The organism is Streptomyces sp. NPDC101234, from assembly GCF_044767525.1.
Lineage (GTDB): Bacteria > Actinomycetota > Actinomycetes > Streptomycetales > Streptomycetaceae > Streptomyces > Streptomyces sasae.
On the sequence record NZ_JBIWOA010000033.1, the window covers coordinates 113,718 to 121,466 of the forward strand.

A 7,749-nucleotide genomic window follows, 5' to 3' on the forward strand; every position below is an offset into this window, starting at 1 on the left:
GCAACCAAACCATCGAGAGGGCACAGCAGTTGAGCAGCGTACGAGGCAAGAAGATCCTGGTCACCGGGGGAGCGGGCACCATCGGCTCCAATCTGGTCGACCTGCTGGCCGAGGGCGGCGCCCGCGAGATCGTCGTACTCGACAACTTCGTGCGCGGGCGGCGGGCCAACCTCGCCCAGGCCCTGCCCAGTGGTGCCGTGGAGATCGTCGAGGGCGACGTCCGGGACGCCGACACCGTACGGAAGGTCACCGAGGGCGCCGACCTGGTGTTCCACCTCGCCGCGATCCGCATCACCCAGTGCGCCGAGGAGCCCCGGCTCGCCAACGAGGTCCTGGTCGACGGCACCTTCAACGTCCTGGAGGCGGCGGCCGCGGCCGGGGTCGCCAAGGTGGTCGCCTCGTCCTCGGCGTCCGTCTACGGCATGGCCGAGGCCTTCCCGACGACCGAGCGCCACCACCCGTACAACAACGACACCTTCTACGGTGCCGCGAAGGCCTTCAACGAGGGCATGCTGCGCAGCTTCCACGCCATGTACGGCCTGGACTACGTGGCCCTGCGCTACTTCAACGTCTACGGCCCCCGGATGGACATCCACGGCCTCTACACCGAGGTGCTCATCCGCTGGATGGAGCGCATCGAGGCGGGCGAGCCGCCGCTCATCCTCGGCGACGGCACCCAGACCATGGACTTCGTCGACGTCCGCGACATCGCCAGGGCCAACGTCCTGGCCGCCGAATCGGACCTCACCGACGAGGTGTTCAACGTCGCCAGCGGTACGGAGACCTCGCTCAAGGAACTCGCCGAGGGCCTGCTGGAGGCGATGGGGGCCGAAGGGCTGGAGCCCGAGCACGGGCCCGCCCGCACCGTGAACTCGGTGGTCCGCCGGCTCGCGGACACCTCGCAGGCCGCCGAACGGCTCGGCTTCACGGCCGAGATCGACCTGCGCACCGGACTGCGCGACCTGGTCGAGTGGTGGCGCGCGGAGCGGGAGGCGGCCAAGTGAGCACCGACCGCATCCCGGTGATGATCCCCTGGCTCGGCGAGGAGGAGGCCCAGGCCGCCTCCGAGGCCGTGCTGTCCGGGTGGGTCGCCCAGGGCCCCCGGGTCGCCGCCTTCGAGAAGGCCTTCGCCGAGCGGGTGGGCGCCGAGCACGGCATCGCCGTCAGCTCGTGTACGACGGCCCTGCACCTGTCGCTCGTCGCCCTGGGCATCGGCCCTGGCGACGAGGTGGTGGTGCCCTCGCTGTCGTTCATCGCCACCGCCAACGCCGTACGGTACGTCGGCGCCGAGCCGGTGTTCGCCGACGTCGACCCGGCCACCGGCAACCTGACCCCGGCCACCGTGAACGCGGTCCGCACCCCTCGTACCGAGGCCGTCCTCGCCGTCCACCAGGGCGGTGTCCCGGCCGATGTGCACGCCTTGCGCGCAGCCTGCGCAGACTGGGACCTGCCCCTGGTCGAGGACGCGGCCTGCGCCATCGGCTCCACCGTCGGCGGCAAGCCGGTCGGGCATGGTGCGCTGCTCGCCGCCTGGTCCTTCCACCCCCGCAAGCTCGTCACCACCGGCGAGGGCGGCATGATCACCACCGACGACGCCGAGTGGGCGGCCCGGCTGCGCCGGCTGCGCGAGCACGGCATGAACGCCTCGGCCGCGGACCGCCACGCCAGCAACAGGCCGGTCCTGGAAAGCTACTTGGAAGTCGGCTTCAACTACCGGATGACGGACGTCCAGGCCGCCATCGGCCTGGTCCAGCTCGGCAAGCTCGACGCGATGATCGCCCGCCGCCGCGAACTGGCCTCTCGCTACGACGCGTTGCTGCACGACGTCCCCGGCCTCACCCCCGTACGCGACCCCGCGCACGGGCAGAGCAACTTCCAGTCGTACTGGCTGCTGCTGGACGAGGACTTCCCGGTCGGCCGGGACGACCTGCTCGCCGCGCTCTCCGAGGCGGGTGTCTCCGCCCGGCGCGGGATCATGGCCGCGCACCTCGAACCCGCCTACGCGGACCACCCCCACGCACCGCTCCCGGTCACCGAGCGCCTCACCCGCGACTCGCTGATCCTGCCCCTGTTCCACACCATGACCGAGGCGCAGCAGGACCGCGTCGTGACGGCACTGCGCGAACAGGCCCGAAGATGAACGAACTTGTCATCATCGGCGCGGGCGGCTTCGCCCGGGAGACCGCGCAGGCCGTGGCGGACGCGGGCGAGTGCAAGCTGCTCGGGCACCTGGACGACAACCCCGCCCTGCACGGCACCGACGTGGACGGCGTGCCGGTCCTCGGCGGCTGCGACCTGGTCCACGAGCTGCCCGGGGCGCGGGCGGTGATCTGTGCGGGCAATCCCCGGGACTACGCGGCCCGCGCCCGGCTGGTCCGCAGGCTGGGCCTGTCCGACGACCGCTACGCCACGGTCGTCCATCCGACGGCGGCGGTGTCCGCGACCTCCCGGGTCGGCCCCGGCTCGGTCCTGCTCGCGCACTGCGTGCTGACCGCGGCCGTGCGGGTCGGCGCGCATGTCGCCGTGATGCCGCACGTGGTCCTCACCCATGACGACGTGGTCGAGGACTACGCCACGCTCGCCTCCGGCGTCCGCCTGGGCGGGGGAGCGCGGCTGGCCCAGGGCGCCTACGTCGGCTCCGGAGCGCTGGTCAGGGAAGGTACGACGGTCGGCGCCTGGTCGCTGGTCGGGATGGGGAGCGCCGTGCTCGGCGATGTACCGCCGGGCGAGGTCTGGGTGGGGAGCCCGGCCCGACGGCTGCGCGCGGCGGACGAGCCCGCGCTGGAACAACTGGCGACACGAACAGTGGGGGGACCGCTGACATGAACCAGATTCCACTCGTGGACCTCAAAGCGGCCCACGCGGAGGTCGCCGACGAGGTACGGGCCGGATTCGACAGAATCCTGGCCGGCACCGCGTTCATCGGCGGCGACGAGGTGCGCCGGTTCGAACGCGAGTACGCGGAGTTCGGCGGTGTCGCGCACTGCGTCGGCGTCGCCAATGGCACCGATGCCGTCGAACTCGCCCTGCGCGCCAGCGGGGTCGGGGTCGGCGACGAGGTCGTGGTGCCCGCCAACACCTTCATCGCCACCGTCGGCGCGGTGGCCAGGATCGGGGCGCGCCCGGTCCTCGCGGACTGCCTGCCCGACAGCCACCTGCTCGACCCGCAGGCCGCGCTGGACGCGGTCGGCCCGGGCACCCGTGCGGTCGTCCCCGTCCACCTCTACGGGCAGCTGGCCGACGTCACGGCGCTGACCGGGCAACTCCCGGACCACGTAAGGGTCGTGGAGGACGCCGCCCAGTGCCAGGGGGCGACCCGCGACGGTCGCACCCCGGGCGGCGGAGGCATCGCGGCCACCAGCTTCTACCCGGGCAAGAACCTCGGCGCCTACGGAGACGCGGGCGCGGTGCTCACCGACGACGAGGAACGCGCCGACCTGGTGCGGGCGATCGCCAATCACGGCGGGGTCGCCAAGTACCGCCACGACGTGCCCGGTTTCAACAGCCGCCTGGACGGGCTGCAGGCCGTCGTCCTGCGGGCGAAACTGGCCCGGCTGGCGGACGGCAACGCGGCCCGCCGGGCGGCCGCGGCCCGTTACGACGCGCTGCTCGCCGATCTGGCGGCCGCGGGCCGGGTCGTGCTCCCGGCCACGGCACCCGGCAACGTCCACGTCTGGCACCTGTACGTCGTCCAGGTCGCCGACGCCGACCGGGACGACATCGTCGGCAAGCTGGGCGCCGAGGGCATAGGCGCCGGGGTGCACTATCCCGCCCCGGTCCACCTGACCCCGGCCTACCGCCGACTCGGTTACGACCGGGGCGACTTCCCGAACGCCGAGAAGGCGGCGGACCGGATCCTGTCGCTGCCGCTCTACCCGCAGATCACCCCTGACCAGCAGCAGCGCGTCGTGGACGTATTCGCCGACGCACTCCGCGGCTGACCGGCACCCGCTTCAAGCGCCACCCCCCGCATCACCTCGACCCATGGGTCGGCCCTGCACAGCACCGCTGAGAGGTACTCATGAGAAAATGGAGCAGACGGATCCGGGGCGGGCGCCTCGCCGTCGTAGTGGCATTGATTTTGGCGGTGCTCCCGCTGGCCGGGTCCGCGCAAGCGGCGTCCGATCCGTGCGGATCGGGCTCCAACCCGATCGTCTGTGAGAACTCCAAGACCGGCAGTCCCAAGACCGACTGGTTCTCGCCCAACGCCTACGGTGACATCAAGGGCTTCACCACCAAGGAGAGCGTCCAGGCCGGGGACACCGTCCAGTTCAAGGTCCAGTCGCCGGTCTCGTACAACATCCAGATCTACCGGCTCGGCTGGTACGGCGGCGACGGCGCGCGCCAGATGTCCACCGCGGCCCAGGCGGCCGTGACCTATCCGGCCAACTTCACCTCCAAGCCCGCCAGTTGTACGACCAAGAGCACGACCGGCCTGGTCGACTGCGGCAACTGGCCGGTGACTGCTACCTGGACCGTGCCCAGCGACGCCGTGTCCGGCCTGTACATCGCGAACCTCACGCAGACCGACGGCGACGGCCTGATGCCGTACCCGTTCGTCGTCCGCAACGACTCCAGCACGTCCAACATCGTCGTACAGACCAGCGACCAGACCTGGCAGGCGTACAACGACTACGGCGGCCAGGACCTGTACGGCGGCACCGGACCCGCGCCCGACGGCCGTGCCTACGAGGTCAGTTACAACCGGCCGCTGGACATCGGCGGCGACAACGGCATCTACGGCTCCGAGTACATGATGCTGTCCTGGCTGGAGCGCAACGGCTACGACGTCACCTACACGTCCGGCGTGCAGGTGTCGTCGTCGAGCGGCGCCACCCAGCTGGAGAAGCACAAGGTCTACATGTCGTCCGGCCATGACGAGTACTGGACGCAGAGCCAGTACTCCAACGTCCTGGCGGCCAGGAAGGCCGGCGTACGGGAGGCCTTCTTCAGCGGCAACGAGGTCTTCTGGAAGACCCGGCTCGCCCCGAGCATCGACGGCACCAGCACGGCCGACCGCACCCTGGTCTGCTACAAGATGACCAAGATGGCGCAGGGCAACGGGATCGCCGATCCCAGCGGCGTCTGGACCGGCACCTGGATGGACCCGGCCAGCACCAACTACGGACAGTCCTACCAGCCGCCGAACATCCTCACCGGCTCCATGTTCACGGTGAACGGCTACCGCAGCGACGCCATCACGGTTCCCGGCTCGTACGGCAAGAACCGCATCTGGCGCAACACCTCCATCGCGAACCTCAGCTCCAGCCAGACCGCGACCTTCCCGACGGGCACGCTCGGCTACGAGTGGGACAGCGACATCGACAACAGCACCAGACCCGCCGGAGCGATCGACGTGTCGTCCACGACGGTCGACATCGCGGACGGCAAGCTCCGCCAGGACTGGGGCAACATCTACGGCAACGGGACCGCGACCCACAACCTCGTCGAATTCCGCGACCAGGACTCCGGGGCCCTGGTGTTCGGGTCGGGGACCGTGCAGTGGTCATGGGGCCTGACCAACGTCCCCACCTACAACCCCGACGACACGGTGGTCACCGAGGATTCCCGGATGCAGCAGGCGACGGTGAACATCCTCGCCGACATGGGCGTCCAGCCGCTGACCCTGCAGAGCAACCTCGTCGCCGCCTCGGCCTCCACCGACACCACCGGACCCACGATCACCGTGACCAGCCCGAGCTCCGGGGTCACCGTCCCGGCGCTGAAGGCTGTCACCATCAAGGGCACCGCTGCCGACTCCGGCGGTGTGGTCGCCCGCGTCGAGGTGTCCACGGACGGCGGCACCACCTGGAACGCCGCCACCGGTCTGACGTCCTGGAGCTACAGCTGGACCCCGACCACCCCGGGCTCCGCGTCCATCAAGGTCCGCGCGGTCGACGACAGCGTCAACATCGGCGCGGTCACCACCATCCCGCTGACGGTCGGCCCCCAGGCCTGCCCCTGCACCATCTGGCCCGCCTCGGCCGTGCCCGGCACCGTCAACGCCGGCGACGGCGGCTCGGTGGAACTCGGCGTCAAGTTCCGTACCACCGTGGCCGGTTCGGTCACCGGGGTGCGCTTCTACAAGTCGCCCGTCAACACCGGCACCCACATCGGCAGCCTGTGGACGGCCTCCGGCACCCGCCTGGCCACCGGCACCTTCACCGGTGAGACGGCCTCCGGCTGGCAGCAGCTGAACTTCTCCACCCCGGTGACCGTCAAGGCCAACACCACCTACGTCGCCTCGTACTTCGCCCCCAACGGCGGATACTCCTACGACCCCTCCTTCGCGAGCGGCGGCGCCGGCCTGGCCCCGCTGACGGCCCTCCAGACCGGCGTCGACGGCGGCAACGGCGTCTACCACTACGGTTCGACCAGCGCCTTCCCGTCCTCGCAGTCCTCGGGCAGCAACTACTGGGTCGACGTGGTCCTCGACACCTCGACGGCCAGCACCACCCCGCCCACCGTCTCCTCGCTCTCCCCGACGTCCGGGGCGACCGACGCGTCGATCACGGCGCCGGTGTCGGCCACCTTCAGCTCGGCCCTCGACACCGACAGCGTGACGTTCACCGTGAAGGACGCGAGCGGCAACACCGTGCCCGGGGCCGTCACCTTCCCCGCGTCGAACAAGGCGACGTTCACACCGTCGACGGAGCTGGACCTGCACACCGCGTACACCGCGTCCGTCCAGGCCTCCGACGTGTGGGGCAACGCCATGACGGCCCCGGTGACCTGGTCGTTCACCACCAGTTCCACACCGCCCGCGGTCACCTGCCCCTGCTCGTTGTGGGGTACCTCCACCACGCCCGCCACGACCGACATGACCGCCGACCCCAACTCCGTGGAGCTGGGCACCCGGTTCACGTCCTCGGCGGCCGGCTGGGTCACCGGAGTCACCTTCTACAAGGGCACCGGCAACACGGGCACCCACACCGGCAGCCTGTGGACCGACGACGGCACGCTGCTCGCCAGCGGCACCTTCACCAACGAGACGGCCTCCGGCTGGCAGACGCTGACCTTCGCCACCCCGGTGGCGATCACCGCCGACACCGCCTACGTCGTCTCCTACCACGCGCCGAACGGCAACTACGCGGTGGACGGCGGCTACTTCGCGGCGGCCCACAAGTCCTATCCGCTGACGGCCACGGCCGACACCACCACCCACCACAACGGGCTCTACAAGTACGGCAGCGGCCCGGCGTTCCCCAACGGTTCCTACGGATCCTCGAACTACTGGGTAGGCCCCGTCTTCACCGCCGACGACCCGAGCGCGTCCCTGGCGGCGTCGGTCACCGCCTCGGAGGTGACCGCGTCTTCGGTGGCGCACACCGCCGACGCGGCGAGCGCCCTCGTCCTGGACGTGCCCGCCAAGGCCGCGGTGTCGTCCGTGGACGCGACCGTGACCGTCCTGGAGGGATCCCAGGCGGCCAGGAAGCTCCATGTCACGGCCGTCGTCTCCTACAACCGGGCGACCCACAGGGCCACCGTGCACCTGTCCGCCCCGCTGCCGGACGGCACCCGGTTCAAGGTCACGGTCACGGCGAAGGACAAGCACCACGACACGGTGAAGTCCGACAGCTGGACCCTGACGAGCAAGACCACCTTCAAGAAGCAGAAGAAGAACTGACCCGTCCCCACACACCGTCGTGGGGGGGGGGGCGGGCCGGGCCCCCCCCCCCCCCCGGGGTGGGGTGCCCCCCCCAATACACCCGGGGGTGTGTTTTTGCCCGCGAAAAATAACGCCCAATA

5 protein-coding genes are annotated in these 7,749 nt (G+C 70.6%); all 5 read left to right on the forward strand.

Translation table 11 applies throughout. From position 1 onward, the window contains the following. The first annotated feature begins 29 nt into the window (after positions 1-29). The 5 genes from ACIRR9_RS42605 (at position 30) to ACIRR9_RS42625 (ending at position 7,627) form a co-directional block, all read left to right on the forward strand. Positions 30-1,004: an SDR family NAD(P)-dependent oxidoreductase gene (locus ACIRR9_RS42605; RefSeq protein ID WP_403763945.1), complete on the forward strand. Its 975-nt coding sequence runs from the start codon at positions 30-32 to the stop codon at positions 1,002-1,004. Then, a complete protein-coding gene (locus ACIRR9_RS42610; RefSeq protein ID WP_403763947.1) occupies positions 1,001-2,140 on the forward strand; it encodes a DegT/DnrJ/EryC1/StrS family aminotransferase in 1,140 nt (379 codons plus the stop codon). Before ACIRR9_RS42605 ends, ACIRR9_RS42610 begins: the two co-directional genes overlap by 4 nt. Beyond that, on the forward strand, positions 2,137-2,826 hold the full coding sequence (locus ACIRR9_RS42615) for an acetyltransferase (protein WP_403763949.1): 690 nt from the start codon (positions 2,137-2,139) through the stop codon (positions 2,824-2,826). The genes ACIRR9_RS42610 and ACIRR9_RS42615 overlap by 4 nt, the downstream gene beginning before the upstream one ends. Next, positions 2,823-3,941 carry a DegT/DnrJ/EryC1/StrS family aminotransferase gene (locus ACIRR9_RS42620; RefSeq protein ID WP_403763951.1) on the forward strand — a complete coding sequence of 373 codons (1,119 nt, stop codon included), beginning with the start codon at positions 2,823-2,825 and terminating at the stop codon, positions 3,939-3,941. The genes ACIRR9_RS42615 and ACIRR9_RS42620 overlap by 4 nt, the downstream gene beginning before the upstream one ends. A 128-nt stretch (positions 3,942-4,069) precedes the next feature. Continuing rightward, positions 4,070-7,627: a DUF4082 domain-containing protein gene (locus tag ACIRR9_RS42625; RefSeq protein ID WP_403763953.1), complete on the forward strand. Its 3,558-nt coding sequence runs from the start codon at positions 4,070-4,072 to the stop codon at positions 7,625-7,627. Positions 7,628-7,749 lie beyond the last annotated feature (122 nt).